This is a genomic window from Streptomyces sp. NPDC056224, assembly GCF_042267665.1.
Taxonomy (GTDB): Bacteria; Actinomycetota; Actinomycetes; order Streptomycetales; family Streptomycetaceae; genus Streptomyces.
The window spans coordinates 1-26,234 of sequence record NZ_JBHJTK010000004.1 but is presented as its reverse complement, the minus strand read 5'-3'; the positions used below and the strand labels follow the sequence as shown (position 1 = coordinate 26,234).

The window sequence follows — 26,234 nt, the reverse complement described above, 5'->3', positions numbered from 1 at the left end:
GGGGGGCGGATGCGAGGGGCGGGTGGTGGATCAGAGGCGGGCCGCGACGGCGGGCGACTCGGGCGCTCCGGCCGCGGCCACGCGGCCGGAGCGGTCCGCGGGCCCTGCGGTACGGCGCTCCAGCGCGCCGGAGACCAGGGCGAGCACGAGGGCGGAGGCGGCCAGCGCCGCGCCGACCCAGTTCGGGGCGGTCCAGCCGAGGCCCGCGGAGATCACCAGGCCGCCGAGCCAGGCGGCGAGGGCGTTGCCCAGGTTGAAGGCGCCGATGTTGACTGCGGAGGCCAGGGTCGGCGCGCCCGCCGCCTGGTCGAGGACCCGCTTCTGGAGCGGGGGCACGGTCGCGAAGCCGAGGGCGCCGATGAGCACGAGGGTGACGGCGGCGCCGGCCTTGGTGTGGGCGGTGAGCGTGAAGACCGCCAGGGTTACGGCGAGCGCGCCGAGGGACACGTACAGCATCGGCATCAGCGCGCGGTCGGCGTACCGGCCGCCGATGAGGTTGCCGGCGACCATGCCGAGGCCGAAGAGGACGAGGAGCCAGGTGACGGACGAGTCGGCGAAGCCGGCGACGCCGGTCATCATCGGGGTGATGTAGGTGATCGCGGCGAAGACGCCACCGAAGCCGAGGACCGTCATCGCCATCGCGAGCAGCACTTGGACGTTGCGGAAGGCGGCCAGCTCGCGGCGGATCCGTACGCCGCCTTCGGGCCGGGGCAGTTCGGGCACCAGCCGGGCTATGCCGAGCAAGCCGAGGACGCCGAGCCCGGCGACGATCAGGAAGGTGACGCGCCATCCGAAGGTCTGCCCGACGAGGGTGCCGAGCGGGACGCCGACCACGTTGGCCACGGTCAGGCCGGTGAACATCATGGCGATGGCTCCGGCCTTCTTCTCGGGGGCGACGAGCCCGGCGGCGACGACGGCTCCGATGCCGAAGAAGGCGCCGTGGGCGAGGGAGGCGACGACGCGACCGGCCAGCATGACGCCGAAGGCGGGGGCGAGCGCGGAGAGCACGTTGCCCGCGACGAACAGGCCCATGAGCAGCATCAGCATCCGTTTGCGGGGGACGCGGGTGCCGAGGACGGTCATGAGCGGAGCGCCGAGGACCACGCCGAGGGCGTAGCCGGTGACCAGGAAGCCCGCGGTGGGGATGGAAACGCCGTAGTCGCCGGCGACCTCGGGGAGCAGGCCCATGATCACGAACTCGGTGGTGCCGATCCCGAAGGCCCCGATGGCCAGGGCGAGGAGTGCGAGAGGCATGAGGGGAGGTGCCCTTCAGGGGAGGGGTGGAGCGGTTCGCGGCGCCTCGGCCGCTGGTGCGCGGCATCTTTTGCCGTCGCCGCTTACGTGCGTCCACATTAATTGCAGACGCGGGATATTTGCAAGCGCGGGCTATTGCGTAGGTGGCCTATCCTGGTGGCACGCGCAGGACCCGCTTCGAAGGAGGAGCCCATGACGGCCACGGACGGCGCGCTCACCGCCCTCTCCCAGGGCTGGTGCGCCCTCTCCCTCCTGCACGGGCGGATCGAGGCGCACATCGAGCGGGCGCTGCAGGCGGGGCACGGCCTGAGCGTGCGCGAGTACTCGTTGCTCGACGTCCTGAGCCGCCAGCACAGCGGGCCGGGCGGGCACCTGCGGATGCACCAGGTCGCCGACTCGGTGCTGCTCAGTCAGAGCGCGACGACCCGCCTCGTCAGCCGGCTGGAGGACCGCGGCCTGCTGAACCGCTACATCTGCGACACCGACCGGCGCGGCATCTACACCGACGTGAGCGAGGCGGGCCTGGCCCTGCTGGCCGCGGCCCGGCCGACGAACGACAGCGCCCTGCGCGAGGCGCTGGACGAGGCCGCACAGAACCCCGAACTGGCCCCGCTGGTCGCGGTGGTGGAGAACACCCGAGCCGGCTGAGGGCCGTAGGGCGCGGCCTTGGGCGTCCGCCACGGGGACGTGCCGGTGGGTTGACGCGGCCCGGCCGTCACATTCGGGCCTCCTCCCCGGGCGGCGCGGAGGGGCGCGCACACCCGGGTGCGCGGCCTCCAGCCGCCTGATCGGCAAGACACCTCCAGGTCCTGTCGTCAAAGTGCGCCTGGCCCGCGCCACTTCGACGACAGGACCTAAGGCTTGGAAGGGCTCGGGGATGCCGAGGGGGGTGTGGAGCGGGAGCTCGTGGGCGGCGGGGACGCCGACGCGGGCGTGGACTTCGACGGTGTGGCCGAGGCCCCAGCGGGAGTCCGCGTCGCGGACGGCGTGGTGCTCGGGCCCGGCCTCGGCGCCGAGCTCGGCTCCGGCATCACGGACGGCGACGGCGACGGCAGGTCGGTCGGCGTCGGCGTCGGGGTCGGGGTCCCGATCCCGGGCGGCGCGGCGGGCGGCCCCGGACGGACCGAAGGCGCCTCGGGGGCGAACACCAGGTAGCCCACCACGGCGGCCGCCGCCGCGGCCAGCCCGGCCAGGGGCAGCCCGAGACTCCGCAGCCGCGCCACGGGGAGGCCGGGGAACCGCCGTACGTGCGGCCCCGGCGGATCGGCCGGGCGCAGCCCGCGGACCGTCACACCGGCCGCGCGCGCGTCCAGGGCCTCCCGCAGCCTGCGCTCGACGGGGCGTTCGCCGTACGTCATACCCGTCCCTCCAGAATCCGTTCCAGCGCGTCCAGCGCCCGGCTCGCGTTCGACTTCACCGCTCCCCTGCTGATCCCGAGGGTGGTGGCGATCTCCGCCTCGCTGAGCTCGGCCCAGTAGCGCAGCACCAGGACCTGGCGTCGGCGCGGGGTCAACCGGCCGAGCGCGGCGAGGACTTCGCGGTGCGCCTCGTCGAGCACCACGGACGCCTCCGCCGACGGCACCTCGGCCGCGGCGGGCGGCGTCCAGGCCCGGGCGGTCCGCCTGCGGCGCAGGACCGAGCGCGAGGTGTTGACGACGGCGGTGCGCAGGTAGCCGAGGGCGTTGTCCACCTCGGTGATGTGCTCCCCGTGGCGGCGGTACAGGGCGGTGAAGGCGTCCTGGACCACGTCCTCGGCGGTCGCCAGGTCGTCGACGAGGAGCACCGCGAGGCGGACCATGCGCAGCCGGTGCGCGTGGTAGAGCGCGGTGACGGTGGGCGGCGGATCGGCCGGGCCGCCGGTCGTGTCGTGGATGTACGGGTACCCGTACGGCCGGGGCGCGGCAGGGGCGGAGCGGTCCCGGCGCAGCAACGACCACAGGCCCCGCCACGGCCGGCCGGAGCCGGGCGTGAGGGGGCCGACGGTTGGTACGAGGTGGAGCACGGGTTTCCTCAGCCGTTGGCGCGGCGCCGCACGGCGTACACGGTCCCGGCGCCGGCGGCGATGAGCGCGGCGGCTCCGGCCCCCAGTGCGGTGGTGGTCGCGGAGGAGCCAGTATGCGCGAGCTCGGAACCGGCGGGCGAAGCGGAGGGCTGCGGGACGCCACCGGGAGCCGCGCTCGGGACCGCGCTGGGTGCCGCACCGCCCGGCAGGCTGACGGAGGGGCTCGGCGCAGCACCGCCCGGCAGGCTGGCGGACGGGCTCGGCGCAGCACCGCCCGGCAGGCTGGCGGACGGGCTCGGCGCCGGGCTGGTGGCGGTCGTCTTCGGCGCGGCGCTCGGCGAGGCGCTGGACGCGGGCGTCGGCGAGGCGGAGCCCCCCGCGGCGAAGGCCGGTCCGGCGAGAGCGACGACCGCCCCGACGGCGGCAGCGCCGACGGCGGCGCGGCGGACGGTACGGGGGACGCGCTTCAGGTTCATCACGGTGGTTCTCCACGGTCGGGTCGAGGGCGCCGGATCGCACCCTTCACCCCCGCACGACGCGCGAACCCCGCCGAGGTTGCCGCCCTCGCACGAATTCTTTTCGAGCGTGTCCGGGGGCGGTCAGCCGGGCGGGAGGCCGGCCAGGGCCGTGCCCAGCGTGGCGATGCCCTCCTCGATCTCGCCCGTCGAGCCCGCCGCGTAACCGAGGATCAGGCCGGGCGGGCCCGGGGTGAGGCGGTGCCAGGAGAGCGGGTGGGTCTTGACTCCGAGGGCCAGGGCCGCCGACGCCAGGGCCGTGTCCTCGAACCGGGCGCGGTCGAAGGTGACCATCAGGTGCAGGCCGGCGGCCGCGCCGTGCACCCGGGCCCCCGGCAGCCGCTCCGCGACGGCGCGGAGCATGGCGTCCCTGCGGCGGCGGTGGCGGCGCCGGACGAAGCGCAGGTGGCGCTCCAGTTCGCCGGAGTCCATCAGCCGGGCGAGGACCAGCTGGGCGAGGACCGGGTTGCCGAGGTCGGCGAAGCGCTTGGTCTCGGTCACGGCCTCGCGCAGGCGCGGCGGGACCAGCAGCCAGCCGAGGCGCAGGGCGGGGGCGAGGAGTTTGGACACGCTCCCGGCGTAGCAGACGGCCTCGGGCAGCAGGGCGCGCAGCGCGGGGACGGGGGCCCGGTCGTAGCGGTGTTCCGCGTCGTAGTCGTCCTCGATGACCAGTCCCCCGGCGGCGGCCCAGCCGAGCAGGTCGCGGCGGCGCTCGCCGTCGAGCACGACGCCGGTCGGGAACTGGTGCGCGGGGGTGAGCAGGACGGCGCCCGCCCCGCTCGCGCGGAGCGCGGACACGTCCAGCCCGGCCTCGTCCACCCGTACGGGCACCGTCTCCAGCCGCCCGTACTCCAGCTGTTGCCGGGCCCCGAGCGAGCCGGGGTCCTCGACCGCGATCCGGCGTACCCCGTCCTCCCGCAGGACCTGCGCCAGCAGCCCCAGGGCCTGGGCGACGCCCGCGACGACCACCACCTCGCCGGGGTCGGCGCGGATCCCCCGGTTGCGGGCCAGCCAGCCGACGACGGCCTCGCGCAGCGCGGGCGCGCCCTGCGGGTTCCCGTAGCCGAAGTCGGCGGGGGTGAGCCCGGCGAGCACCCGCCGCTCGGCCTGGAGCCAGGCGGTACGGGGAAAGGCCGTCAGGTCGGGCACTCCGGGCGAGAGGTCGATCCGGCAGGGTACGGCCCGCAGGGCGTCGACCGGCCCTCCGCGCGCGGGGGCGGTGGTGGGCCCGGCCGCCGGGGGCGGAGCGGCGACGACGACCGTGCCGCCCCGGCCCCGGCCGGACACCTGACCGGTCTCCGCCAGCCGCTGGTACGCCTCGGTGACCAGCCCCCGGGAGACGCGCAGTTCGGCGGCGAGCACGCGGCTGGCCGGGAGCCGGCTGCCGACCGGCAGGGTGCCGTCGGCGATGGCGGCGCGGAGCCGGCCCGCCAGCCAGTCGGTACGGCCGCCCGGCGGGGCCTGGCCTATGTCGAGCTGGAGGAAGTCCGAGCCGCTTTTGGACCCCTCGTCCCGGCCTTCATTGGACCTGCTCATGGGGACCATTGTGCCCCGAGGCTGGACGCATGAAGACGACAACACCTTCCACCGCCTTCCGGGACCTGGCGCCCGGTATCGCCGGGATGGCGCTGGTGGGCAGCAGCGTCACCGTCTCCCGCTCGCTTGTCGACGCCCCGCTGTTCGCCGTCCAGGCCGTCCGGTACGCGGCCGCCGCTCTGCTCCTGCTCGCCCTGGCCCGGGCCGCCCGGGTGCCGGTGCTGCGCCCGCGCGGCCGGGAGTGGCTGTGGCTGGCCGGGATCGCGGCGACGGGACTGGTGCTGTTCAACGTGGCCGTCGTACGGGGGGTGGCGCATGCCGAACCGGCCGTCATCGCCGTCGCGGTGGCCTCCGTACCGATCCTCCTCGGGCTGATCGGCCCGTTCCTGGAGGGGAGGCGGCCCAGCCGTCAGGTGCTGCTGGCGGCTCCGGTCGTGGTGGCCGGGGCCGTCCTGGTCGAGGGGACGGGCCGGACCGACGCCACCGGGGTGGCCTGGGCCGCCCTCGCGCTGGGCTGCGAGGCCGGTTTCACCCTGCTCGCCGTACCGGTGCTGCGCCGGCACGGCGCGTGGGGCGTGTCCGTGCATGCGGTGTGGATGGGGGCGGTGATGCTGGTGGGGCTCACGGTGTGCACGGAGCGGCCTGCGGAGCTGCTGGAACTCGGCGCGGCCCAGTGGGCGGCCGCCGGGTACCTCGCCGTCATGGTCACGGCGGTGGCGTTCCTGCTCTGGTACCGCACGGTGGCCGCCGTGGGCTCCGGCCGGGCCGGGCTGCTGGCGGGGGTCGCGCCGATCGCCGCGGCGGGCGCCGGGGCCCTCACGGGCGGCGGTGTCCCGGGTCCGGCGGTGTGGCTCGGCCTCGCCGTGGTCGTCGCCGGCCTCGCGGCGGGACTGGGCGGCCGGCCGCGCCCCGTGCCCGTTCCCGTGCCGCTCGCGCTCCCGGAACCCGCGTCCCGGTGAGTACCTCATCCAACCGCCCGCTGTACGGGGCCTCGTCACCTGCGGATCGTGATCCGCCGGACACCCCCTGGGCCCGGGGTGTGCCCGCCGGAGGGTCGGCACGGCTCCCGTACGGTTCCGGGCCCGGCAGTCGGTGCGCGGTGCGGTCCGCTGAGCCCCGTCACGGCCGCCGGGCGTAGCAGAAGAGGTGTTCTTCGGGGCCGGCGAGCGCGTCGGCGGGACGGAAGGGGGCGATGTGGTGGTGCAGCACCTCCAGGCCGCTCTCCGCCAGCCTGGCCAGGTGGTCCTCCGTGGAAAGGCTGCTGACGGTGACCTCGTGGCCCATCCACTCGATGTCCAGGCCCCGGATGTCGCCCGGGACCGTCGCCATCACGAAGTACCCGCCCGGGGCGACCCAGGACGCCATCCGGTCCAGCGCCGCCGCGACCTCCGGCTGGTCCATCACGAGCAGCGGGAAGAAGGAGCACACCGCGTCGAACCCGCCCGGCTCGGGTGTGTAGGTGCGCACGTCGGCCTGTTCGAAGCGCGCCCGCGGAACCCTGGCGCGGGCCAGTTCGACCATGGCCGCCGAGACGTCGATGCCGGTCACGGCGCAGCCGGCCCGGACCAGCGCCTCGGCGGTGGGCCGTCCGGTGCCGCTGCCCACGTCCAGCACCCGGGCTCCGCCGGGCAGCCGTTCGGTGAGCCAGCCGAGGGCGTCGATCTGGCCGGGCACCCGTCCGAACGCCTCCTCGTAGCGCTCCCCCAGCTCGTCGAACACCTCTGCCGCCGACTTGCGTTGACCCATCGGACCGCCCCTTCGTCTCCGGGCGACCACCGTACAAGGGCGGTACAGGGCCTGGTGCTGTTACCGGCAAGGTGCACCGGGTCACGGCCCCCGGCGCGGCACCCCGGTGCCGTCGACTCGTGGCCTCGGCATTCGTGGAGCCGCCCAGTTTCGGAGGTCGCCGGGGGTTGGCACCGGCCCGCGCGGCCCCCTCGGCCGCAACAGCCGACGCGGCCGCCGTCACGTCACTTCCCGCTCCTGCCGGCTTGACCGCAACGGGTCGTTACGGGTCGTTACGAGTCGTTACCGTGATCGCATGACATCTGACTCTGCCTCATCATCCGCGGACATCGCCTCGCTGCCCAGGACGCAGTTCGCCTTCCCCGGTCCACTGCGCGACCGGCTCGTCGCGGCGATCCTCGACGGTTCCAAGACCTCGACGACAGCGCTCCTCGTCGACTACGAGCACGAGGGGGACCCCCTGCCGGAAGCAGGGAGCCGTTCGGTGGTCGTCGACTCGGACGACCGTCCGGTCGCGGTCATCGAGGTGACCGGCGTGCGCGTGGTCCCGCTCGCTCAGGTGGACCTCCCCCACGTCGTGGACGAGGGGGAGGGGGACACCAGCGTGGCCGGATGGCGGGCGGGCCACGAGCGGTTCTGGCACAGCGAGGAGATGCGTGCGGCGTTGGAGGACCCCCGGTTCACCGTGGACGACGCGACGCCGGTGGTTCTGCAACGCTTCCGCCTGATCACCGACCTTCGCCTCGCCGATTGACCGGTCTCCTCGCTCGCTCGTGGCCTTGAATCCGACGTGGCGCGCGGTGCGGGCCGTGAAGGGGGACGTCCTGCCGGGCGGTGGTGTCCGGGAAGGCGTTTCCTCCCCGCCCCCGGGGCTGATCGCCGACGGCAGGAGTCGGCGGCCGTCACCCGCAGCGCCCGGGGCCGGGGCGGGCCCGTGGATCAGGCGGAGGCGGGTACGAGGACGACCGCGGTTCCGTACGCGCACACCTCGGTCCCGACGTCGGCAGCGTCGGTCACGTCGAAGCGCATCATCAGGACGGCGTTCGCGCCCCGCGCCTTCGCCTGTTCGATGAGGCGGTCCATGGCCTGGTTGCGGGTCTCCACCAGGGTCTTGGTGAGGCCCTTGAGCTCTCCGCCGATCATCGACTTCAGGCCCGCGCCGATCTGGCTGCCCAGGTGCCGGGAGCGCACGGTGAGGCCGAAGACCTCGCCGATCACCTGCTCCACCCGGAAGCCGGGAACGTCGTTGGTCGTCACGACGAGGACGCCGGTCTGCTGGGCGCCGGGGCCGCCGCCGTAGTCTTCGATACCCATGGCCCCCACTCTCGCCCGGGCCGCCGCCACCCGCATCCGGAGGCGGGCGGTGTCGGGGCATTCGGGCGGCCGGACCGAACTCGCGGGCCCCCGCCCGCAGATTCGCCTCCGCCGGTTCACCGGCCGGGATCAGACCGGCCACGCGGTGGAGCGGTTGCCGAGGAACCGGAAGCGGCCCGAGGCGACCTCGTAGAAGAAGAGGCCGTCCCCCGTGTAGGTGCCGTTGGCCTGCTCGAAGGCGTACGTCTTGGAGACGCCCTCGTACGTGGTCCCGCGCAAGGTGGGAACGAGGTCGCCGCGGCCGACCTGGGCGCGGCCCAGGCCCTGTGCGCACCGGGCCAGGAGGTGGACGGCGTCGTAGGCCTCGGCCGCGTAGGGCGGGGCGGGGGCCCGGTGCCGGGCGCGGAAGGCCGTGTCGAAGGCGCGGGCCGCGGGGGCCGCGGCGGGGTCGACCGCGGTGGAGACCAGCAGCCAGCCCTCGGCGGCCGCGCCCGCCTCCTGGAGGAAGCGGGGGTCGTGGACGGCCTGGGTGGCGAGGGCCCGGCCCCGGTAGCCGGCCGCGGCCAGGGCCACGGCGAGGCGGGCCGCGCCGGAGGGGCCGCCTCCGTAGAGCACGGCGCCCGCGGCGGACCGTACGGCTTCGCGCGCGAGGTCCGTGTGGTCGGCGTCCGGGGCCACCGTGGCGGGGGTCATCGGGCTCTTGCCCGCGCGCAGCGCCTCGCTGAGGAAGCGGGTGGTCTGCCAGCCGTACGGGGTGCCGTCGTCCACGACCAGGGTGGTACCGCGTCGGCGCCCTGTCAGGTATTCGACGACGGGCCGCATCTGGTAGGCGTCGTTGGGGCGCAGGCAGGTGTAGACGCGGTTCAGGTGGGTGGTGTCGCCGTCGTTGACGGTCAGCACGGGCAGACCGGCCTGGTCGTAGCGGGCGAGGACGGCCGCGACGGCCGCCGGACCGGTGGCCGCGAGGACGGCGACGACGGAGGTGTCGGCGGTGAACGCGGCGGCCGCCGCGGCGGCGGGGCCGGCCGCTCCCCGGTCGTCGGACTCGGCGAGCCGGAAGGCGAAGGGCAGGTCCTCGCGGGACGTGAGTTCCTCCACGGCCAGCAGGGCGCCGTCGCGCTGGGCCCTGCCCACGGTCTGGCCGGGGCCGCTCAGGTCGGCCTGGAGGCCGATGGCCAGGACGGGGCGGACCGGGCCGGAACCCTTCTCGTCCGGTGCGGAATCCTTGTCCCGCAGCAGCCAGGCGGCCGACCCTCCGCCGCCCGTGAGGAGGGTGAGGGCGCCGCCCGCGGCAAGCACGGTCCGACGGCGCGGCCGGGTGGGCGCGGGCAGGGAGACGGGTACGGGTACGGGTACGGATGCCGCGGCGGGAGGGGCGTCCGCCGGAACTCCGGGCGCGTGCGCCGCCGTCCCCGCCGTCCCCGCCGTCCCCGCCGTCCCCGCCGTCCCCGCCGTCGGCCGTGTCGGTTCGATGTCGGGCAACTGGAGCATCCGCGCGGAGCGTTCGGCGATCAGCTGGAGCAGTCCGCCGGGCAGCCAGGGGCCGGGGGTGTCCTCGGCGAGGGCGTCGCGCAGCTGCGCGGCCGTGGGGCGGTCACCCGGCGCCTTGGCCAGGCAGGCGGCGACCGGGGGCAGCAGCCCGTCCGGGATCCCAAAGGTGTCGGCGGCGTCGTGCACGGTACGGAACAGCATGGCCTCGGCCGGGCCGGTGCCGAACGGACGCCGCCCCGTTGCCGCGTACGCGAGCACGCACCCCAGCGAGAAGACGTCGCTCGGCGGTCCGACGTGACCGCCCTGGGCCTGCTCCGGCGAGAGGAATCCGGGCGAGCCGATCACGACGTCGGTGGCGGTGAGCACGGTGTCGTCCAGGGCCCGCGCGATCCCGAAGTCGATCAGCCGGGGCCCGTCCGTGGCGAGCAGGACGTTCGCGGGCTTCACGTCGCGGTGGACCAGCCCGGCCTCGTGCACGGCGTCCAGCGCCTCCGCCAGCCGCGACCCGAGGAAACGGACGCTGGACGCCGGGAGTCCGCCGGCCCGCGCCACGGCGTCGCTCAGCGGCGGACCCGGCACGAACTCGGTCGCCAGCCACGGCGCGGGGGCCTCCGTGTCGGCGTCCACGACCGGGACGGCCCAGCGGCTGCGGACCCGGCGGGCCACGGCCACCTCCCGCCGGAAGCGCACCCGGAAGTCGGGGTCGTCGGCGTACTCGGCCCGGACGAGTTTCACGGCGGCCAGTGCCCCGCCGGCGGACCGGCCGAGCAGGACGACCCCCATGCCGCCCGCACCGAGCCGGCCGAGAACGCGGTAGCCGCCGATCCGCGCGGGATCGGTGGCGTGCAGCGGCTGCATCAGCTCTTCAGCTCCAGTTCGACGCGGTACAGCGCCTTGGCCGCGCCCTCGGCGGCCACCCTCAGCAGGTCCTTGGTCTCGTACCCCTGGGCGCCCTTCACGGAAAGGCCCATGACCACGGTGCCGATCCGGGACTTGGTCGACACGTAGCCCTGCGGACCGCCGGATTCGGGCGGGACGAACTTCCCCGACTCGAACATCGAGGCGTCGGCGTTGAGGACCGACTCCTTGGGCTGGTGCATCGACAGCAGGCCCTGGAGGGACTGGCCGCCGCCCAGGTCCTGGTCCGGGCAGCGGAAGCTCTGCTGCACCGTCTCCTGCATGTCGCGGTCCGCGGCCGCCGCGTCCCGGTGCACGGTGAGGGTGACCGAGCCGAGCAACCGCCCCTTGCCGTCCTTGGCCGGGACGTCCATCCTCCGGGTGTAGCTGTCCAGTACTCCGTCGGGCAGCCCGGCACGCGACCAGGCGCAGTCCGCCGAAAGCACCGGCCAGTCGGCCGCGCTCTCGTACGGATCGTGCGCCACCATGCCCGCCGACCAGGAGTCCGGGTCCAGGGCGGCGGCCCGGGTCAGGCGCTGCGCCTGTTCCGGGGTGTGCGGGACGCGGGCCGGGTCGGGGGTGAAGGTGTACGCCGTCGGCAGGGTGCCGGGCGCGGTGGAGACGGCGGGTGACGGGGCGGCCGGACCGCTGGCCGCGGACGAAGCCGACACCGAGACCGAACCCGAACCCGACGGTCCGGGCTTCGCCTTCGTCCCGGTATCCCCTCCCGACCCGCATCCGCCCAGGGCCAGCATCGCGCCCAGTGCCCCGCTCAACGCCCCTGCCGTCGCCCGCCCGCGCCGCATGCCGCCCCCTGAGCCTTCGTCAAACCCCCACGTGCCCCTCACGGTAGCCGCACCGGGCCCGGAGGTCATGAGTACGGAAACCCGGCGGCCCGAACATGAACAGAGGCGCGCGGATTGGGCATATCGGGCTATACGCCGGTGCGCCGACGGCCCGGACCGGCCCCGCCCTCGCCATAGTCGGCGGTGCAACCGCCTGGTTGCCGTCCCGCGCCGCGCGCCGCGGCCGGGCGGACGTCTTCGTAGAGGAGCCGGCTCATGCTGAAGCCCCCCAGGACCATCCTCGCCCTCGCCGCCGGAAGCCTGGTGCTCGGCCTGGTCGGGGCCGGGGGCGCGGTCGCCGACGGTGCCCCGACGACCGCCGTCGCGTCGCAGCCGGCCCCGGCCGCCGCCGACGGCCGGTACGCGATCGGCAGGGTCGTCTCGAAGGGCCCGCTGAAGGTCCGCAGCGAGCCGACCACGCGCTCGCGGGTCGTCGGGCAGCTTCAGCCGAACCGCAGGGTCGAGATCGAGTGCAAGGATTACGGCCAGTCGGTCGACGGCAACCGCATCTGGTACCGCCTGCACGAGGAGAACGGCACGGGAGAGAACGGCACGGGCGGGAACGGCAACTGGCAGAACGGCGGCGACTGGCAGAACGGCGGCACGGGCGGCCGCGGGCAGGGCGACAAGGCCTACGGCCAGGAGCGCTGGGTCGCGGCCCGTTACGTCAAGAACCTCACCACGGTGCACCACTGCCGCTGACCCCGCCCACGTCAGGGCCCCACGCCACGGCCCACGTGACGGCCCGGGGCCGGCCGTGACGAGGTCAGCGGTCCGGGCGTACGGCACGCGGACCCACGCACCGCACGCCGTACGCCCGGACCCGTTCGCGCAGTTCGCGGTCGGCCGTGACCACGACGCAGTCGCGGCTCGCGTGGGCCGCGGCCAGCTCCACGATCCGGTCGTCACCGCTCCCGGGCGCCGGGTCCACCCGTACGCCGGGCACGGACTCGACGCCCCGGGCGGCGCCTTCCACGACGAGGATGATCTCCTCGTCCCCGCCCCACGCCGCCAGCCGGTCACGCAGCCGCTCCGCCGCGCCCCGCCGGTCCCGCCACCAGCCGTCCGGTACCGAGCCGACGACGTTCGCGGCATCGACGATCAGCACGCCCGTCACGACGGCCCGCCCTAGAAGTCGCCGTAGTTGACCTGCCAGGTGGGCAGGCCCATCCGGCGCCAGACCGCGACCACCCGGTCCCGGTCGTCGAGCGAGACCCGTACCGCGTACCGGTGGCGCACGTGAGCGTCGAAGAGCTCCGCCTTCACCACGTCGTCGCGGCGCGTGTCGCCCGCCGCGCGCATCCACAGCTCGTCGTAAGGGACCTGGTGACGCCGCAGCCAGGACTCCGTCTGCGTGCGGTGCTCCTCGCTCCGCCCCGACAGCAGCACGATCACGTCGCCGTCGGCCCGCCGGAAGGCGTCCAGCGCGTGCCGGACCGGCTCGTTGAGCAGGTCGAGCTCGCAGCGCGAGAAGTCGTACGGCCCGCGGTCGCCGGTCAGGGCGAGCGTGCCGTCGATGTCGCACATGACCGCGGCGGGCAGCGCCGGGTCGGCGACGTACTCCCGTACCGGCGGCACGGCCGTCCCGCCGGACGTGCCGTTCAGCCACTCCGCCGTCAGCCGCCAGCCGCCCTTGCGGGCCTTGTGGTGCTTGTCGGCCAGGACGCGGATGATCTCCTCGCCGACCTGGTTCTCCCGGGCGGCGTCCCGGCGCAGGCACTCCTCCAGCGGAACGTCGGTGAAGTCGTGCACGACGAACGTGGCGAGTCCGCCGACCGCCGCCTTGAGGCGCTTGGGGATGTGCTTGGTCAGGTGGGTGTTGTCGACGACCACGTCGAATCCGCCGTCGACGGCCGCCCGGACCGCTGCGTCCTGCACGGCCAGCACGGTCTGCTCGTGTTCCCAGGAGCGGCCCCGCCCGGGGTCCGGCAGGTCGAGCATGCTCCGCAGGTCGTCCAGGTTGACGCGGCGCATCCGGCCGCCGGACTGCGCCTGGAGGGCGCGCGCCGCGGTCGTCTTGCCGGAGGCCGGCAGACCCGTCATGACGTGCACGACCGGCAGCGCGGCTTCCGGCCGGTCGTCGTCCGCGGGCCGGCCCGCGGACGGCACGGGCACGCGCGGAGCGGCCTCGCGCGCGGGTGCGCGACGCGCCTCGGCGGGCGCGCTGTCGGGCACTGCTTCGGACACGGCCGTGTTCTCCTCGTCGGTGACGTACGGGTCGCCCGTCTCGGGCCGCACGTGCCGCCACGTCGTGAGCTCGGTCGAACGGCCGTCGAGCCGCATGAACATCGCGGCGCGGACGCCCCGGTCGCCCAGCTCCTTGACGGCGCGCGCGAAGGCGCCCCGGTCGGCGGCCAGGTGCGCGAGACCCGCGTAGGCCTCGTCGACGGCACGCTCGTGGCGGGCCGCCGCGTCCTCCAGGCGGGCGATGACCTCGCGCACCCAGGTGTCGAATTCGTCGGGCACCTGCTCCAGCAATGCGTCCAGCGGCTTGCCGCCCGAGGCCCCGATGTCGGCGACCGTGCACTTCAGGCCCTGGGCGAGCTGCTTGGCGGGCAGTGCGGCGAACCGCTGGATGCCGTGGCTGCGCCAGATGTCCCGTTCGGTGACACCGGTAAGCACCTTGTGCAGGCGTACGTACTCGGACAGCTTCGCCTTGGCGCGCACCCCCGAGGCGAAACGCAGTACGAAGCCCTCCGCGTCGAGGCCGCTGGCCCTGGCGCCGCCGGGCAGGGTGTTGGATTCGGTCAGCGCGATCAGCTCGTCGAGGGGCATGGCCGGCCAGACGGTGACGACGGAGCCGATGCCCTCCCAGTGGGGCGCGGCCTCGGCGAGCGGGACCTCGGTGCCGTCCGCACCGAACGCGGCGAGCAGGACGAGGTCCCGGCGGTCGCCGTAGTCGACGACGATCCGGTTCTGCGGGTAGAGGATCTCGGCGAGGTACGTGGTGCCCGGGCGCAGGGCCGCAGTGTCCCGGTTGTCGAGGAGGCGCTGGGCCCAGGTGGCCTGGGCGCTGATGAAGGAGCCCTTGGAGGCGACCCGCCAGCGGTCCGCGTAGTGGAAGACGACGGCGAGGCTGCCGTCGACCTTGTCGTACACCTCGAACGGCTCGTCCGGGAGACCGGGGGCGTAGGACTGACCCGACTCGTGCTCGCCCACGTTGAAGAACTTCGGCAGCGGCAGCGCGACGATCGCGCCGGTGGTGTCGTCGGCGACGAGTCCGCGGCAGCGCGTGGTGACCTGGTTCCAGACGCGCTCGTACTGGGCCGTCCTCGTGTACGTGTAGATGGACAGCGGCAGTTCGGGGTGCGACTTGCGGGTCACGTACCCGGCGTCGATCGAGTCCGCCAGCGCCTGAGCGGGCAGCAGGTCATGCAGAGTCAGGTGGTCCTGGCTCATGGGGTCCTCCCAGTTCGAGATGCTGCATTCTCGCCTGAGGAAGGGGCTGCCCGGTACTCGATTACGCCTGGTCGCGAGCCGTGCCCAGGCGGTTGATGTCCTTCGGGCGCAGGACGTGGCCGGGGACCTCGGTGCCGGGTGTGGCGACGGCGATCATGGCGCGGCCCAGTGTCTCGGTGGTGATGACGAGGTCCGGCGCGATCCGGCGCAGCAGCGGGATGAACGGTGCGGTGACGGCGTACAGGGTCCGGTAGAGCCGGGTCCTGGAAGGGATCCCGCGCACCGGCTGGACGATTCCGGGGCGGAACATGTAGGCCCGGAAGGGCAGTTCGAGCAGGGCGTTCTCGGTCCTGCCCTTCACCCGGGCCCACATGGAACGGCCCCGCTCGGTGCTGTCCGTGCCCTCGCCGGACACGTAGACGAAGGTCAGGCCGGGGTTGGCGGCGGCGAGGGGGCGGGCCACCGCGAGCGTCAGGTCGTAGGTGACGCGCCGGTACTCCTCCTCCTTCATGCCGACGGAGGAGACGCCGAGGCAGAAGAAGCAGGCGTCGTACGCAGCCGGGTCGAAGTCCGGAGCCGAGAGGTCGGAGGGGTCGCTCCGGACGCGCTCGCGGAGCTTGGGGTGCGTGACGCCGAGCGGGGTGCGGCCGACGGCGAGGACGCTGGTGACGGAGTCGTCGCGCAGGCATTCCCGGAGCACGCCCCGGCCGATCATTCCGGTGGCGCCGAAGAGGATGACGTTCACCCGAAGTCCGCCTGGTGGGTGATGCACAGCTCGTTGCCCTGCGGGTCGGCGAGGGTGGTCCATGCCGAGGGGCCCACCTGGCCGTCGTGGAGGAAGGTCGCGCCCTTGGCGAGCAGCCGGTCGACGACGGTCTTGGGGTCGTCGGAGCCGATGCGGACGTCGAGGTGGACGCGGTTCTTGACCGTCTTGGGCTCGGGGACCAGCTGGAACAGGATCCGGGGGGCGCGTTCCAGGCCTTCCGGGTGGCGGATGGCGGCGCCGGCCTTCCACACGAGGGTGCCGTTGTGGGTGGTGGTGTCGGCCTCGCTCGCGTGGCCCGCGGCGATCAGGCCGCGGATGAAGCCCTCGTCGCTCGGCTCCACCTCCCAGCCGAGGGCGTCGGCCCACCAGTCGGCGAGGGGGTGCGGGTCGGGGCAATCGATGGTCACCTGGAACGTGTATGCCATGCCGGGACCCTACTGAGCGGGCACGGGCGCCGCCACAGGAGGAGCAGGCACGGCCCCGCGCGGGGCGCGGTTCCCGCCGCCGCCCGGGCCGGGGCAGGGAGCGGGGGCGGGGGGCGGGTCATCCGGTCGTCACTCCCGGTGGGCCGTGCCGTCTCGCACGGCGCGCGGCCCGGTGGGAGGCGAGGAACGCGACCAAGGTCAGCAGCCAGGCGCCGACGGCGATCCAGAGCAGCACCTCGCCGAGCGGGCGCAGCCAGGGGACGCCGGCCGGGTCCGCCGCGGAGAGGCAGGCGGTGGCCGTCATGCCGAGCGGGAAGACGGTGGCCCAGCGCCGGATGTCGTAGCGCGGCCGGGGGTGGCGCAGTTCGGCGCCGAGCAGGACGGCGTACCAGACGAGGGAGAGGCCGAGCGTCACCAGCGTGACGGTGAGCAGGGCGGTGTGCGCCCCGCCGGTCCATACGGTTGACGCCGTGAGCCAGGAGCCGGCCAGGGCGCAGATGGAGAGCGCGCCGCCCGCCACCCAGTGGTCGCCCGCGCCGCCCACGATCTCGTGGAGGTCGAACCGGACCAGGACCGCCGCGTAGAGCAGCAGTCCGAGGCAGAAGGCGGCCAGCGCCGCCCGGGCCAGCCAGTCGTGAGGGCCGGGAGCGGCGAGGACGGCGGCGAGCACGGCGAGCCCCTGGGTGGCGACGCAGCCGAGGAACGCCGTCCCCGGCAGACGCCGCCGCCAGTGCCGTACGACGTGCAGCAGGAGCCCCGGCCAGATCACGGCGGCCAGGACCAGCAAGGCGGCGGCCGCGCTCTGCCAGCCGAGGAGCGAGATCCGGGTTCCGAGTACCGCGGTGGCGGCGACGGCGGTCAGCGCGGCCGGGGTGTCGGCCTCGGCCCGGAACCGCCCGCGGTCCCCGAGCAGCCGGGACGCGAAGTCGGCGGCGAGTACCAGCCACAGCGCCGCAGCGATGACCAGCGCCACCAGCGAGACCACCTCGTGCCCGGTGAGGTGCAGGCCGACGGAGAGGATGCCGGCGGCCATGACGGCGGCTCCCGCCGCCGGCGGGAGTCCGGCCCACCAGCCGCGACCAGGAAGAACGCTCACGTGCCCAGCGGACCCCACTGGTCCGCGCCCCGCCAGCCGACACGCCTGAGGGCGCGTCCCGGAAGGGGGACGGGAGCGGGGACGCGAGGGACACGAGGGGACGGGGGCGGGAGGGGCGACGGGAGGGGCGCGAGGTCGGGAACCGTCCTGGTGGCCCTCGCGTCTCACGCTCCGCCACCTCGACCCCTTCCGAAGGGGATTGGGGGCCGGACGGCCGCGGCGTCGCCCAAACCATCTGCGCGCAAGATCAACGGACTCTGCACGCGATGCACATGCGCGACCGCGGCCCGGTCCTAGGCTCGGGGTGAGACGGGGGCCTGCCGGTCCGTCACAGGGGAACGGACCGGCGGGTTTTCTCCGCGCGCCGTCGGCACCGCGTTCCGGCACCGGGGTAGCGTCGCCACGGCTCGGCCGGTGGCCGGAACTCGATTTCTCCAGAGCGGTCAGAACTACCTGACCTCTGGCTCGCCCGTGTGGGCGCACCCACTCCCGCACGTCCGCATCCGTCGCGCACGTCCGCACCCGTACCTCTCGTCCCACACCCCGGCACTACTTCGGGCCCCGCCCCAACCGAAGGAGCCCCGCATGAACGCACATCTCGCGAGGAACCAGCCGTACGCCGTCGCCCTGTTCCGCATGGTCACGGGACTGCTGTTCGCCTCGCACGGCGCCGCTTCGCTCTTCGGTGTCCTCGGCGGCGCGCGCGGCGGCGGCACGGTCGCCGTCGGCACCTGGCCCGGCTGGTACGCCGCCGCCATCCAGCTGGTGGCCGGCGCCCTGATCCTGCTGGGCCTCGGCACCAGGGCCGCCGCCTTCGTCGCCTCCGGCTCGATGGCGTACGCGTACTTCACCGTCCACCAGCCGGGCGCCCTGTGGCCGTTGCAGAACGGCGGCGAGGCCTCGGCGATGTTCTGCTGGGCCTTCCTCCTGCTGGTGTTCACCGGCCCGGGCGCCTTCGCCGTGGACTCCCTGCTCGCCTCCCGCGCCTGCGGCCGCCGGTCCGACGGCGACCGCAGCCAGGAGGCCGTGGCCGCCTGAATGCCTGTGGAAACGCTTCAGGGCGGCGGTGCGAGCAGGCCCGTCCCGTAGGCGGTGGTCACGAGATGGACCCGGTCCCGCGCGCCGAGCGTGCTGAACAGGCGCGCCACGTGCGATGTGGCCGTGCCCGTGGCCGTGGCCACGGAGAGGAACAGCTCTTCGGCTCTGTCCGCGTTCGACCGGCCCCGCCCCACCAGCGTGAGGACCTCCCGCTCGCGCTCGGTGATGCCCGCGACCGGCCGGAAACCGCCTTTCGCCGCCGCGGGGCCCCGGGCCGGTGCCGAGGCCGGTGCGGGTGCGGGTGCCGGTGCCCCGGACGACGTCCGCGATCGGATCGTGATCCTCGAACTCGACACCCCAACCCCCCTCACCGGAGGAGGTCCTGCGCGAACTCACCGCGCCTCTCCCCGGTTTCCCCGGTTTCCCCGGTTTCCCGGGCTTCCCGGGTGACGAAGGGCAGCCGATAGCCTGAGCCGCATGGATGAACTCGACGGAGTGGAGATCGTCGCCTTCGCGGACGGCGCGGCGTTCGAGGGCTGGCTGGCCGAGCACCACACGCGCCACGAAGGCGTGTGGATCAAGATGGCCAAGAAGAAGTCCGGCATCCCGTCCGTCGGCGATGACGAGGTCGTCGACATCGGCCTCTGCTACGGCTGGATCTCCGGGCAGCGGCGCTCCCTCGACGAGACCCACTACCTGCAGAAGTACGTACCGCGCCGGCCCAGGAGCATGTGGTCGCAGGTGAACGTGGAGAAGGTCGCGATGCTGACGGCCGCGGGGCGGATGCGCGAACCGGGACTGGCCGAGGTACGCAAGGCGCAGGAGGACGGTCGGTGGGCGCGGGCCTACGAGTCGCAGAGGACGGCGACGGTCCCGCCCGACCTCGCGGCGGCGCTCGACGCGAGCCCTGCGGCCAGGGAGGCGTTCGAGGCCCTCGACAGGACCGGGCGCTACCTGGTGGCCCTGCCGCTGCTCCAGGCACCGACCCCGCAGACGAGGCGGGCCAGGCTGGAGAAGGCCGTGCAGCTGCTGGCGACGGGCGGCCGGCCGGGATGACGATCAGGCCCGGCTCCCCGAGGGGGAGCCGGGCCTGATCACCGGAACCGGTCGGACCTCAGGAACGCGGACCGCGGTCCTACTCGGCACGCTCCGCGTCCTTCGCGGCCTTCTCCGCGTTCTTCTCCGCGTTCTTCTCCTTGATCCGCACCGCTTCCTTGCGGACCTCGGCCTGAGTGGCGCGCTCCCGCTGCAGCCACTCGGGGGACTCCTGCTTCAGCGCTTCGATCTGCTCGGTGGTGAGCGGCTCCGTGACTCCGCCGCGGGCGAGGCCGGCGATGGACACGCCGAGCTTCGCCGCGACCACGGGGCGGGGGTGCGGGCCGTTGCGCCGCAGTTCCTGCAGCCACTGGGGCGGGTCGGCCTGCAGCGCACTCAATTCACTGCGCGAGACGACACCCTCCTGGAACTCGGCGGGGGTGGCCTCGAGGTACACGCCCAGCTTCTTCGCCGCGGTTGCGGGCTTCATCGTCTGGGTGCTCTGGTGCGACGTCATGGTGTCAAGAGTATCGATCGTGTGCGCTACCTCCGACCACGACCGGTAACCTGGCGGGGTGACAGGCTCGGAAGTACCCCATTCGTTCCGGCTCGCTTACGTCCCCGGGGTGACACCCACCAAGTGGATCCGGATCTGGAATGAGCGACTGCCCGACGTCCCGCTGACCCTCGTCGCGGTGTCCCCCACCGAGGCTTTCGGCGTGCTGCGCGACGGCGGCGCCGACGCCGGTTTCGTACGGCTGCCGGTGGACCGCGCGGACCTCAGCGCGATCCCCCTCTACACCGAGACCACCGTGGTCGTGATCCCCAAGGACCACCTCGTGGCGTCGGCCGAAGAGGTGTCCACGGCGGATCTTGCCGAGGAGATCGTGCTGCACCCGCTCGACGACACCCTCGACTGGGAGCGGCTGCCGGGACAGCCGGCGATCGAGCGCCCCGCGACGACGGCGGACGCCATCGAGCTGGTGGCCGCGGGGGTGGGCGTGCTCGTCGTCCCGCAGTCGCTCGCGCGCCTGCACCACCGCAAGGACCTCACGTACCGGCCGGTTTCGGACGCTCCCGAATCGCGCGTCGCGCTGTCGTGGCCGCAGGACGAGACCACGGACCTGGTGGAGCAGTTCATCGGGATCGTCCGCGGGCGGACCGTCAACAGCACCCGGGGCCGCCCGGCGCCCTCGGAGCAGCCCAAGGCGACCGCCAAGGCGAAGGCGAAGGCCAAGGCGAAGGCGAAGCGTCCGGACGCGGGCGGGAGCGGCGGCGCGCAGCGCAAGACCGCATCCGGAAAGCCCGCCGGCAAGAGCGCCCGCGGCGGGTCGGGCGGCCCCAAGGGCGGCAAGGGCGGCAAGCCCCGCCGCCGGTCGTAGCCGGGGCGGGCAGGCCGCGGGGCCTTCGCGGGCCGGGGCGCCACGCGGCAGGACCGGCGTGATCTGACCGCTCACCGAAGCGCGCGGCCGCCGGGCCGGGCCCGCACCCCCCGTGCCGGCTGGACCGGCTGGACCGGCCGCGCGAGGATCTGCCCGCCCATGCGGCCGGCCGCACGCTCGCCGACGACGCGCACCGGCCCCGGCCCGCACAATATGCTCATGCTGAGCATCGGAACGATCGTCATGGGCGCCACGGATGTCCGGCGGGCGGCGCAATTCTGGGCGCGGGCGCTCGGATACGTCCCCCGGGACGGCGAGGTCGACCCCGGCTGGACCGTCCTGGTCCCCGCCGACGGCCGGGGCCCCGGCCTGGCCCTCGGCCGCAGCACCTCGCCCGTACAGGACCGTCCCCGCGTCCACCTCGACCTGTACGCGGCGGACGCGGCGGAGCAGGAGGCGGAGGTCGCGCGCTTGGTATCCCTGGGGGCCCGGCACGTCGACTGGGACTCCTACCCGCCGGACCCGGACTTCGTGGTCCTGTCCGACCCCGAGGGCAACCGCTTCTGCGTCATCGACACCAGCCACGGCTGAACCCCCGCCGGACGGCCCTTCAGTCGTCCCCGTCGTAGACCCCTGCCTCCACTTCGAGTGCGAGTTGCTGCAGGACGTCGATCGCGGAGAGGTCCGTCCGGCCGCCGTCGTGCGCAATGGCGAGGCTGGTGAAGGCGAGGCTGAATCCGGCGACCATGGTCTGCAGGGCGGGACCGAGCGCCTGCGCGACGAGCCGGGCCACTTGCTGGGGGGAGGATTCCGCCGGGACGCTGATGGAGGGCAGCATCTCGTTCAGCAGCTGGGTGACGACCCCCGCTTCGCGCTCGGGAACCTCGTCGTCCTCACCGGCTTCCGCCGCCCGGCGGATCTCCTGGGCCTCCGTGAGAATCCCGATGACTCGCTTGAGAACCTCTGCACGCTCCATCTGCGGAGCGTAGCCCGGCGAGCCCGCTTCCTGAGGCCCTTCTTTCCTCTGCCTTAAGTGGAACCTAAGGTTCGTGGACGGCGCCCCGAAACGAACGAATGTCCGCTTCGGGGCGGCTAGCGTGCTGCCTCATCCTCCCAACTCCCCAGTAACACAGAGGCAGGCACGCGATGAGCAGGACAGGTGGGCACCGGCGCACGACGAGCCGGGCGGCGAAGGTCACGGGCGCGATCGTGGCGGCGGCGGTGATCGGTGGCGCGGCCTTCGCGGTGACCGGCACCGCGCAGGCGAGCTCCGTCGGAGCGGTCTACACGAAGTCCAGTTCCTGGAGCGGCGGTTACACCGGCCAGTACGTCATCACCAACAGCACCGGGCAGGCCCAGTCGGACTGGACGCTCCAGTTCGACCTGCCGGCCGGCGTGAAGGTCGAGTCCCTGTGGAACGGCGTCCACACGGTCGACGGGCAGCACGTCACCGTGAAGCCCGCGAGCTGGAACCGGCAGCTGGCGGCGGGCGCCTCCGTCACCGTCGGCTTCGTGACCAGCGGATCGGGCGCCCCGGGCGACCCGACCGGCTGCCGGATCAACGGGCTGAAGTGCTCGGTGGACCAGGGTGCGACGGCCGGTCCGACAGGGCGGCCCACCGTCCGGCCGACGACCGCGCCCACCCCCGCGCCCACGGCCACCGCCACGGCGACCGCCACCGCGACCCCGACCCCGACCCGGACCACGTCGCCCACCCCCACCGCGACCTCCCCCGCCACCCCCGGCGCGCGCTTCGCCCCGTACGTGGACACCTCTCTGTATCCCGCGTACGACCTGGTCGACACCGCGACCAGGACCGGCGTGAAGGAGTTCCACCTCGCCTTCATCACCTCCGGCGGCGGCTGCGCACCGATGTGGGGCGGTGTCACGGACCTCGCGAGCGACAAGGTCGCCGCCCAGATCGGTGCGCTGCGGGCCAAGGGAGGCGATGTCCGCGTGTCGTTCGGCGGGGCCGCCGGGCACGAACTGGCGCTGAACTGCGCCACCGTCGACGAGCTGGCCGCCGCGTACGGAAAGGTCGTCGACCAGTACCGGCTCACCAAGGTCGACTTCGACATCGAGGGTGCGGCCCTGCCGGACACCGCGGCCAACGCCCGCCGCGCCCAGGCCATCGCCCGCCTGCAGAAGTCCCACCCGGGGCTGGACGTGGCGTTCACCCTGCCCGTGATGCCCGAGGGGCTGACCCAGCCGGGGGTGGCGCTGCTGGCCGACGCCCGGAACAACGGTGTGCGGGTCGACGCCGTCAACATCATGGCGATGGACTACGGGCCCGCGTACAGCGGGGACATGGGGCAGTACGCGATCCAGGCCGCGACGGCCACCCAGGCCCAGATCAAGGGTGTGCTCGGGCTCTCCGACGCGGCGGCCTGGAAGGCGGTGGCCGTCACGCCGATGATCGGCGTCAACGATGTCGCGACCGAGGTCTTCACCGTCTCGGACGCCTCGCAGCTCGTGGACTTCGCGGCGGCCAAGGGGATCGGCCGGCTGGCGATGTGGTCCTCGGCCCGGGACCGGCAGTGCGCGGGCGGGGCCGTCAACCACGCCGACGCCACGTGCAGTTCCATCCTCCAGGAGCCGCTGGCCTTCACGAAGGCGTTCGCGGCGTTCAAGTAGCCGCGGAGGGCGGGCCCGTCGCACATCGCGTGCGGCGGGTCCGCTCCCTGCGAACGGGCCGGACGGGCCGGACGGGCCGCTGCGCGAGCACTCCCGCGCGCGGCAAGGGCGAGCGCCACGTCGATCCGCGGCGCGGGACGGTCCTCGACGAGCGCCGGCGCCGGCAGCGCCGCCACGGCGGCCAGGACGCGCTGCCGCCCGCACACGACGTCGCACGAGGCCACGGTTGGTTCGAGGAGCTCCTCCTGTGATGCGGCCCGGGGCGCGGCGCCGTCCGCCACACCGACGGCGCCCGGCGGCAGGACCGGCGCGCCACGAGCCGGTCGTCGAGGTCCACGTCCGTGCGGGCCGTACGGGCCGCACGGGCCGCACGGGCCGCACGGGCCGCACGGGCCGCACGGGCCGCACGGGCCGCACGGGCCGCACGGGCCGCACGGGCCGCACGGGCCATGCCGTACGGGCCATGCCGTACGGCGCCGGGACGGCCCCACTCACCTCTCGGCCCCTCGCGGCCGGCCGGGCGCACGACTGACCTGCGCCAGGACCAGGACCGTGTCATCGGCAGGGTTGCCGTGGAGCAGGTTCGCGAGGATGCGGTCGGCAGCCTCCTCCATCGTGCCCTCGGCCCGGCGCAATTGGTCGCGCAGGGCGTCCAGGCCGACTTCGATGTCGCGGCCCCTGGCTTCGATGAGGCCGTCCGTGTACAGGGCGAGGGTGGCTCCCTCCGGGAGGTCCAGCTCCGTCGTCGGGAACGGCAGACCGCCCACGCCCAGCGGCACGGCCCCGGCGGCGGCCACCGTGTCGACCGTGCCGTCCGGGCGGCGGACCAGGAGCGGCGGGTGGCCCGCGTTGGCCATCCGGGCACGCCCGGTCGCCGGGTCGTAGAGCAGGTAGAGGCAGGTGGCCAGCTCGATCCCGGCCTCATGGGCGCAATGGTCGAGTTCGGCGAGCAGCGCGCCGGGATCCGTGTGGTGCCGGGCCAGCGCCTTCGCGGTGATGCGCAGCCGGCCCATGGCCGCTGCCGCCGCCACCCCGTGGCCCATCACGTCGCCGACGACGAGGGCCACCCGGTCTCCGGGCAGGCTGATCACGTCGTACCAGTCGCCGCCGACCTCCGTGACATGGCCGGCCGGCAGGTACCGGTGGGCCACGCGCACGTACGGTCCGGCCCCCGTGGCACTGGGGAGCAGGGCCCGCTGGAGGGTGAGCGCGATGTTCTGGACGCGTCCGTAGAGGCGTGCGTTGTCCAGGCACAGCGCGGCGCGGGAGGCCAGCTCCGAGGCCAGGGCGAGGTCTTCGTCGGTGAAGGCGGGGCGGGCGGCGGACCTGCCGAACATGGTGATGCCCTGGACCGTTCCCCTGGCGACGAGCGGGGCGATCAGGATGCACGCCAGCCCGCTGTCCCGCAGCAGCTCGGCGCGCGCCTCGTGGGCGACGGTCCTGGTCACGAACTCCTCGTTGACGGGGACCGAGAGCGGGCGTCCGGTGCTCAGCATGGCGTGGATGCTGGAACCCGGCGGGTAGGTGACGCGTTCCAGCCCGCCGACGAGTTCGTCGGCGGGCGGGGGCAGGCTGGTCCCGGCGGCGATGCGGCGGGTGATCAGCGGCCGCCCGGGGTCAAAGTCCGCCGCCTCGTCCATCCACTCGACGAGTTCCACGACGGCGCCGTCACAGAATTCCGGGACCACGGTCTCGACCAGTTCCCGCGCGGTGACGTTCAGGTCCAGGGTGGTGCCGATCCGGGCCCCGGCCCGGTCCAGCAGGGCGAGTCGCTGGCGGGCCGCCGTCGCCTCCAGAATGGCCTGCTCACGGTCGGTGACGTCCACCAGCAGCCCACCCACGCCGGGGCGCGTGTCGCCGGCCCGGCTGAGCGGGAAGAGGCTCACCGACCGGACCTGGTCGCGGTCGGGGCGGCCCGGCGTGCGCAGGCCCACCAGGACCCCGACCACGGGTGGGCCCTGCTCGGCGACGTTCCGCAGCGTGCGCTCGTACTCGCCCTCGTCGGAGGTGAGCATGATCTCGGTCATCCGCCGGCCGAGGTGTTCCGCGATGGGCATGCCGTCCATGTCGGCCAGCGCCTGGTTGAGGTGGACGTACCGCAGCTGATCGTCGAGCATGACCAGGCCGATGGGGCAGGTCTCGAACAGTGCGTCGAGGAAGGTCAGGTTCGTCTTGACACGGTCGAGGTCCTTGCCGCTGCTGGCCAGGCCCATGACCACCGAACTGCCGCCGGGGCCGGTGACCGGGAAGACCCGGAAGCCGCAGTCGAAGACGGTGCCGTCGCGGTGCGCGGCGGGCATGCGGACCCGCCAGTAGCCCAGGGTCCGGGCGCGTTCCGCCAGCTGCGCGGCGGGGCTGGGGCCGCCCTCGGGCGGGGCGGGGAACAGGACGTCGGCCGAAGCGGCCAGCACGGCTTCCGGCGGGTGTCCGAACAGCGTTTCGGCGCCGGGTCCCCAGTACCGGACGCGGCCCTGGTCGTCGAGGCCGAAGACCGCGACCGCCACGTGCTCCAGCAGCGTGCCCGGCTCCGACCTCAGGAGGCCTGGAGACCGCTCGCCCCCCAGCGGATCCGTCGGCACCAGACGCCCCCTTTCGGGCTTCCCGGCTTCTCGTCAATTCTGCCCCTTCCCCGTCCGGCGGACCTCCCGTCGGGGTGAGGCGCCCGGCCGGCCGTTGCGGCGCACGCACCGGGGGCCCGCGCCGCCCCCGCGCCGACTCCGCCGGTCACGAACAGCGCTGTCGATCTTCCGTAGGGTCGGACCGCCTCCGGGCGGGGGGGGCGGGGGGCCCCCGCCCGCGGGCGGCGCCGGGGCCCCCCCCCCCCCCCCCCCCCCGAGAGCGGGGGAGGACGGGACCCAG

Annotated in this window: 29 protein-coding genes; 11 read left to right on the top strand and 18 right to left on the bottom strand. The window is 74.3% G+C overall.

From position 1 onward, the window contains the following. Nucleotides 1-30: 30 nt before the first annotated feature. Nucleotides 31-1,254, bottom strand: coding sequence for an MFS transporter (locus ACFCZ1_RS07440; RefSeq protein ID WP_376677432.1), 1,224 nt, complete (start codon nucleotides 1,252-1,254; stop codon nucleotides 31-33). Nucleotides 1,255-1,446: 192 nt separating this feature from the next. Between ACFCZ1_RS07440 and ACFCZ1_RS07435 the strand changes: the two genes are divergently transcribed. Both ACFCZ1_RS07435 and ACFCZ1_RS07430 read left to right on the top strand, forming a co-directional pair. Continuing rightward, complete coding sequence (locus tag ACFCZ1_RS07435; RefSeq protein ID WP_376677431.1) at nucleotides 1,447-1,902, top strand: MarR family winged helix-turn-helix transcriptional regulator; 456 nt, start codon at nucleotides 1,447-1,449, stop codon at nucleotides 1,900-1,902. Nucleotides 1,903-2,115: 213 nt separating this feature from the next. Continuing rightward, nucleotides 2,116-2,409, top strand: a complete 294-nt coding sequence (locus tag ACFCZ1_RS07430; RefSeq protein WP_376677430.1) for a hypothetical protein — start codon at nucleotides 2,116-2,118, stop codon at nucleotides 2,407-2,409. A 199-nt stretch (nucleotides 2,410-2,608) separates the two neighbouring features. On the opposite strand, the gene ACFCZ1_RS07425 is transcribed toward ACFCZ1_RS07430, so the two are convergent. The 3 genes from ACFCZ1_RS07425 to ACFCZ1_RS07415 form a co-directional block, all read right to left on the bottom strand. Next, nucleotides 2,609-3,256 (bottom strand): RNA polymerase sigma factor, encoded by a 648-nt coding sequence (locus ACFCZ1_RS07425; protein WP_376677429.1) that lies wholly within the window; start codon nucleotides 3,254-3,256, stop codon nucleotides 2,609-2,611. A gap of 8 nt (nucleotides 3,257-3,264) precedes the next feature. Continuing rightward, entirely contained in the window at nucleotides 3,265-3,732 is a 468-nt protein-coding gene (locus ACFCZ1_RS07420) for an LAETG motif-containing sortase-dependent surface protein (RefSeq protein WP_376677428.1), read from the bottom strand. A gap of 123 nt (nucleotides 3,733-3,855) precedes the next feature. Further along, a complete protein-coding gene (locus ACFCZ1_RS07415; RefSeq protein ID WP_376677427.1) occupies nucleotides 3,856-5,307 on the bottom strand; it encodes a PLP-dependent aminotransferase family protein in 1,452 nt (483 codons plus the stop codon). Nucleotides 5,308-5,336: 29 nt separating this feature from the next. Between ACFCZ1_RS07415 and ACFCZ1_RS07410 the strand changes: the two genes are divergently transcribed. Continuing rightward, a complete protein-coding gene (locus ACFCZ1_RS07410; protein WP_376677426.1) occupies nucleotides 5,337-6,266 on the top strand; it encodes a DMT family transporter in 930 nt (309 codons plus the stop codon). A 160-nt stretch (nucleotides 6,267-6,426) separates the two neighbouring features. On the opposite strand, the gene ACFCZ1_RS07405 is transcribed toward ACFCZ1_RS07410, so the two are convergent. Beyond that, complete coding sequence (locus tag ACFCZ1_RS07405) at nucleotides 6,427-7,053, bottom strand: methyltransferase domain-containing protein (RefSeq protein ID WP_376677425.1); 627 nt, start codon at nucleotides 7,051-7,053, stop codon at nucleotides 6,427-6,429. Between the two features lie 295 nt (nucleotides 7,054-7,348). On the opposite strand from ACFCZ1_RS07405, the gene ACFCZ1_RS07400 reads away from it, so the two are divergent. Next, nucleotides 7,349-7,807: an ASCH domain-containing protein gene (locus ACFCZ1_RS07400; RefSeq protein WP_376677424.1), complete on the top strand. Its 459-nt coding sequence runs from the start codon at nucleotides 7,349-7,351 to the stop codon at nucleotides 7,805-7,807. A gap of 185 nt (nucleotides 7,808-7,992) precedes the next feature. Here ACFCZ1_RS07400 and ACFCZ1_RS07395 read toward each other — a convergent pair whose 3' ends face one another. The 3 genes from ACFCZ1_RS07395 to ACFCZ1_RS07385 all read right to left on the bottom strand — a co-directional run bounded on the left by ACFCZ1_RS07395 (nucleotide 7,993) and on the right by ACFCZ1_RS07385 (nucleotide 11,531). Next, nucleotides 7,993-8,367 carry a YbjQ family protein gene (locus ACFCZ1_RS07395; RefSeq protein ID WP_376677423.1) on the bottom strand — a complete coding sequence of 125 codons (375 nt, stop codon included), beginning with the start codon at nucleotides 8,365-8,367 and terminating at the stop codon, nucleotides 7,993-7,995. Between the two features lie 129 nt (nucleotides 8,368-8,496). After that, the gene (locus tag ACFCZ1_RS07390) at nucleotides 8,497-10,716 is read right to left on the bottom strand and encodes a bifunctional serine/threonine-protein kinase/ABC transporter substrate-binding protein (RefSeq protein WP_376677422.1); all 2,220 of its coding nucleotides are present in this window, start codon (nucleotides 10,714-10,716) and stop codon (nucleotides 8,497-8,499) included. Further along, nucleotides 10,716-11,531, bottom strand: coding sequence for a hypothetical protein (locus tag ACFCZ1_RS07385; protein WP_376677421.1), 816 nt, complete (start codon nucleotides 11,529-11,531; stop codon nucleotides 10,716-10,718). The genes ACFCZ1_RS07390 and ACFCZ1_RS07385 overlap by 1 nt, the downstream gene beginning before the upstream one ends. 285 nt (nucleotides 11,532-11,816) lie before the next feature. Here ACFCZ1_RS07385 and ACFCZ1_RS07380 point away from each other — a divergent pair, with 285 nt between their 5' ends. Further along, a complete protein-coding gene (locus tag ACFCZ1_RS07380; protein ID WP_376677420.1) occupies nucleotides 11,817-12,302 on the top strand; it encodes an SH3 domain-containing protein in 486 nt (161 codons plus the stop codon). A gap of 64 nt (nucleotides 12,303-12,366) precedes the next feature. On the opposite strand, the gene ACFCZ1_RS07375 is transcribed toward ACFCZ1_RS07380, so the two are convergent. The 5 genes from ACFCZ1_RS07375 to ACFCZ1_RS07355 all read right to left on the bottom strand — a co-directional run bounded on the left by ACFCZ1_RS07375 (nucleotide 12,367) and on the right by ACFCZ1_RS07355 (nucleotide 17,286). Further along, nucleotides 12,367-12,717 (bottom strand): NTP pyrophosphohydrolase, encoded by a 351-nt coding sequence (locus tag ACFCZ1_RS07375; protein WP_376677419.1) that lies wholly within the window; start codon nucleotides 12,715-12,717, stop codon nucleotides 12,367-12,369. An 11-nt stretch (nucleotides 12,718-12,728) separates the two neighbouring features. Continuing rightward, nucleotides 12,729-14,999: an AAA family ATPase gene (locus tag ACFCZ1_RS07370; protein WP_376677418.1), complete on the bottom strand. Its 2,271-nt coding sequence runs from the start codon at nucleotides 14,997-14,999 to the stop codon at nucleotides 12,729-12,731. A gap of 61 nt (nucleotides 15,000-15,060) precedes the next feature. Beyond that, a complete protein-coding gene (locus tag ACFCZ1_RS07365) occupies nucleotides 15,061-15,744 on the bottom strand; it encodes an epimerase (protein ID WP_376677417.1) in 684 nt (227 codons plus the stop codon). Beyond that, the gene (locus ACFCZ1_RS07360) at nucleotides 15,741-16,190 is read right to left on the bottom strand and encodes a VOC family protein (RefSeq protein WP_376677416.1); all 450 of its coding nucleotides are present in this window, start codon (nucleotides 16,188-16,190) and stop codon (nucleotides 15,741-15,743) included. The genes ACFCZ1_RS07365 and ACFCZ1_RS07360 overlap by 4 nt, the downstream gene beginning before the upstream one ends. A 118-nt stretch (nucleotides 16,191-16,308) precedes the next feature. Then, on the bottom strand, nucleotides 16,309-17,286 hold the full coding sequence (locus tag ACFCZ1_RS07355) for a tellurite resistance/C4-dicarboxylate transporter family protein (protein ID WP_376677415.1): 978 nt from the start codon (nucleotides 17,284-17,286) through the stop codon (nucleotides 16,309-16,311). A 585-nt stretch (nucleotides 17,287-17,871) separates the two neighbouring features. Here ACFCZ1_RS07355 and ACFCZ1_RS07350 point away from each other — a divergent pair. Beyond that, complete coding sequence (locus ACFCZ1_RS07350; RefSeq protein ID WP_376677414.1) at nucleotides 17,872-18,324, top strand: DoxX family protein; 453 nt, start codon at nucleotides 17,872-17,874, stop codon at nucleotides 18,322-18,324. Nucleotides 18,325-18,341: 17 nt separating this feature from the next. Here ACFCZ1_RS07350 and ACFCZ1_RS07345 read toward each other — a convergent pair whose 3' ends face one another. Further along, nucleotides 18,342-18,680: a response regulator transcription factor gene (locus ACFCZ1_RS07345; RefSeq protein WP_376677413.1), complete on the bottom strand. Its 339-nt coding sequence runs from the start codon at nucleotides 18,678-18,680 to the stop codon at nucleotides 18,342-18,344. 121 nt (nucleotides 18,681-18,801) lie between these two features. Here ACFCZ1_RS07345 and ACFCZ1_RS07340 point away from each other — a divergent pair, with 121 nt between their 5' ends. Next, nucleotides 18,802-19,380 carry a YdeI family protein gene (locus ACFCZ1_RS07340; protein ID WP_376677412.1) on the top strand — a complete coding sequence of 193 codons (579 nt, stop codon included), beginning with the start codon at nucleotides 18,802-18,804 and terminating at the stop codon, nucleotides 19,378-19,380. Nucleotides 19,381-19,459: 79 nt separating this feature from the next. Here the strand turns inward: ACFCZ1_RS07340 and ACFCZ1_RS07335 are convergent, their stop codons facing one another. Further along, nucleotides 19,460-19,876: a DUF5997 family protein gene (locus tag ACFCZ1_RS07335; RefSeq protein ID WP_376677411.1), complete on the bottom strand. Its 417-nt coding sequence runs from the start codon at nucleotides 19,874-19,876 to the stop codon at nucleotides 19,460-19,462. A 58-nt stretch (nucleotides 19,877-19,934) separates the two neighbouring features. Here ACFCZ1_RS07335 and ACFCZ1_RS07330 point away from each other — a divergent pair, with 58 nt between their 5' ends. Next, entirely contained in the window at nucleotides 19,935-20,741 is an 807-nt protein-coding gene (locus tag ACFCZ1_RS07330; RefSeq protein ID WP_376677410.1) for a LysR substrate-binding domain-containing protein, read from the top strand. Nucleotides 20,742-20,812: 71 nt separating this feature from the next. Here the strand turns inward: ACFCZ1_RS07330 and ACFCZ1_RS07325 are convergent, their stop codons facing one another. Then, on the bottom strand, nucleotides 20,813-20,962 hold the full coding sequence (locus ACFCZ1_RS07325; protein ID WP_376677409.1) for a hypothetical protein: 150 nt from the start codon (nucleotides 20,960-20,962) through the stop codon (nucleotides 20,813-20,815). Between ACFCZ1_RS07325 and ACFCZ1_RS07320 the strand changes: the two genes are divergently transcribed. Beyond that, complete coding sequence (locus ACFCZ1_RS07320) at nucleotides 20,961-21,332, top strand: VOC family protein (protein ID WP_376677408.1); 372 nt, start codon at nucleotides 20,961-20,963, stop codon at nucleotides 21,330-21,332. The two genes, ACFCZ1_RS07325 and ACFCZ1_RS07320, sit on opposite strands and share 2 nt — an antisense overlap. A gap of 19 nt (nucleotides 21,333-21,351) precedes the next feature. On the opposite strand, the gene ACFCZ1_RS07315 is transcribed toward ACFCZ1_RS07320, so the two are convergent. After that, nucleotides 21,352-21,717: a hypothetical protein gene (locus ACFCZ1_RS07315; RefSeq protein ID WP_376677407.1), complete on the bottom strand. Its 366-nt coding sequence runs from the start codon at nucleotides 21,715-21,717 to the stop codon at nucleotides 21,352-21,354. A 170-nt stretch (nucleotides 21,718-21,887) separates the two neighbouring features. Between ACFCZ1_RS07315 and ACFCZ1_RS07310 the strand changes: the two genes are divergently transcribed. Both ACFCZ1_RS07310 and ACFCZ1_RS07305 read left to right on the top strand, forming a co-directional pair. Beyond that, nucleotides 21,888-23,375: a cellulose binding domain-containing protein gene (locus ACFCZ1_RS07310; RefSeq protein ID WP_376677406.1), complete on the top strand. Its 1,488-nt coding sequence runs from the start codon at nucleotides 21,888-21,890 to the stop codon at nucleotides 23,373-23,375. A gap of 29 nt (nucleotides 23,376-23,404) precedes the next feature. Beyond that, nucleotides 23,405-23,626 carry a hypothetical protein gene (locus ACFCZ1_RS07305; RefSeq protein ID WP_376677405.1) on the top strand — a complete coding sequence of 74 codons (222 nt, stop codon included), beginning with the start codon at nucleotides 23,405-23,407 and terminating at the stop codon, nucleotides 23,624-23,626. Between the two features lie 240 nt (nucleotides 23,627-23,866). Here the strand turns inward: ACFCZ1_RS07305 and ACFCZ1_RS07300 are convergent, their stop codons facing one another. Then, nucleotides 23,867-25,954, bottom strand: a complete 2,088-nt coding sequence (locus ACFCZ1_RS07300) for a SpoIIE family protein phosphatase (RefSeq protein ID WP_376677404.1) — start codon at nucleotides 25,952-25,954, stop codon at nucleotides 23,867-23,869. Nucleotides 25,955-26,234 lie beyond the last annotated feature (280 nt).

Bases quoted from the DNA above. Each gene is read 5' to 3' on its own strand.
- ACFCZ1_RS07440 (WP_376677432.1), bottom strand. From the start codon at position 1,254: ATGCCTCTCGCACTCCTCGCCCTGGCCATCGGGGCCTTCGGGATCGGC.
- ACFCZ1_RS07395 (WP_376677423.1), bottom strand. From the start codon at position 8,367: ATGGGTATCGAAGACTACGGCGGCGGCCCCGGCGCCCAGCAGACCGGC.
- ACFCZ1_RS07415 (WP_376677427.1), bottom strand. From the start codon at position 5,307: ATGAGCAGGTCCAATGAAGGCCGGGACGAGGGGTCCAAAAGCGGCTCG.
- ACFCZ1_RS07435 (WP_376677431.1), top strand. From the start codon at position 1,447: ATGACGGCCACGGACGGCGCGCTCACCGCCCTCTCCCAGGGCTGGTGC.
- ACFCZ1_RS07350 (WP_376677414.1), top strand. From the start codon at position 17,872: ATGAACGCACATCTCGCGAGGAACCAGCCGTACGCCGTCGCCCTGTTC.
- ACFCZ1_RS07310 (WP_376677406.1), top strand. From the start codon at position 21,888: ATGAGCAGGACAGGTGGGCACCGGCGCACGACGAGCCGGGCGGCGAAG.
- ACFCZ1_RS07325 (WP_376677409.1), bottom strand. From the start codon at position 20,962: ATGAGCATATTGTGCGGGCCGGGGCCGGTGCGCGTCGTCGGCGAGCGT.
- ACFCZ1_RS07410 (WP_376677426.1), top strand. From the start codon at position 5,337: ATGAAGACGACAACACCTTCCACCGCCTTCCGGGACCTGGCGCCCGGT.
- ACFCZ1_RS07400 (WP_376677424.1), top strand. From the start codon at position 7,349: ATGACATCTGACTCTGCCTCATCATCCGCGGACATCGCCTCGCTGCCC.
- ACFCZ1_RS07370 (WP_376677418.1), bottom strand. From the start codon at position 14,999: ATGAGCCAGGACCACCTGACTCTGCATGACCTGCTGCCCGCTCAGGCG.
- ACFCZ1_RS07380 (WP_376677420.1), top strand. From the start codon at position 11,817: ATGCTGAAGCCCCCCAGGACCATCCTCGCCCTCGCCGCCGGAAGCCTG.
- ACFCZ1_RS07320 (WP_376677408.1), top strand. From the start codon at position 20,961: ATGCTGAGCATCGGAACGATCGTCATGGGCGCCACGGATGTCCGGCGG.
- ACFCZ1_RS07405 (WP_376677425.1), bottom strand. From the start codon at position 7,053: ATGGGTCAACGCAAGTCGGCGGCAGAGGTGTTCGACGAGCTGGGGGAG.
- ACFCZ1_RS07335 (WP_376677411.1), bottom strand. From the start codon at position 19,876: ATGACGTCGCACCAGAGCACCCAGACGATGAAGCCCGCAACCGCGGCG.
- ACFCZ1_RS07390 (WP_376677422.1), bottom strand. From the start codon at position 10,716: ATGCAGCCGCTGCACGCCACCGATCCCGCGCGGATCGGCGGCTACCGC.
- ACFCZ1_RS07420 (WP_376677428.1), bottom strand. From the start codon at position 3,732: ATGAACCTGAAGCGCGTCCCCCGTACCGTCCGCCGCGCCGCCGTCGGC.
- ACFCZ1_RS07315 (WP_376677407.1), bottom strand. From the start codon at position 21,717: ATGGAGCGTGCAGAGGTTCTCAAGCGAGTCATCGGGATTCTCACGGAG.
- ACFCZ1_RS07360 (WP_376677416.1), bottom strand. From the start codon at position 16,190: ATGGCATACACGTTCCAGGTGACCATCGATTGCCCCGACCCGCACCCC.
- ACFCZ1_RS07340 (WP_376677412.1), top strand. From the start codon at position 18,802: ATGGATGAACTCGACGGAGTGGAGATCGTCGCCTTCGCGGACGGCGCG.